Source organism: Sulfitobacter sediminis (genome assembly GCF_040811725.1).
Lineage (GTDB): Bacteria > Pseudomonadota > Alphaproteobacteria > Rhodobacterales > Rhodobacteraceae > Sulfitobacter > Sulfitobacter sediminis.
The window spans coordinates 1-239 of the sequence record NZ_JBFNXX010000248.1 but is presented as its reverse complement, the minus strand read 5'-3'; the positions used below and the strand labels follow the sequence as shown (position 1 = coordinate 239).

The following is a 239-nucleotide window of genomic DNA, read 5'->3' as shown; positions in this document are numbered from 1 at the left end:
GGGGGGGGGGTTCAAAAAGCAAGGGAAAAGCAGCCACAACACCACAAAAAAAAATAGTGGGAATGAAAAAGACACAGAAAGAGCCCCGGTGGGGGGGAGGAGGCCAAACACCACAAAAAAAAAAAAAAACACCCCCCCCACCCCCCCCCCCCCAAAAAAAACCCCCCAGAAGCCAAAAAACAACACAAAAAAATATAAAAAACAAACCACAAAACACCAAACCACACCCCCAAACAAAA

Annotated in this window: 1 protein-coding gene; it reads left to right on the top strand. The window is 46.4% G+C overall.

What is annotated here, in order from left to right:
• A partial coding sequence (locus tag AB2B41_RS23740) for a hypothetical protein (protein WP_367880281.1) occupies positions 1 to 239 on the top strand: 239 nt, incomplete at both ends.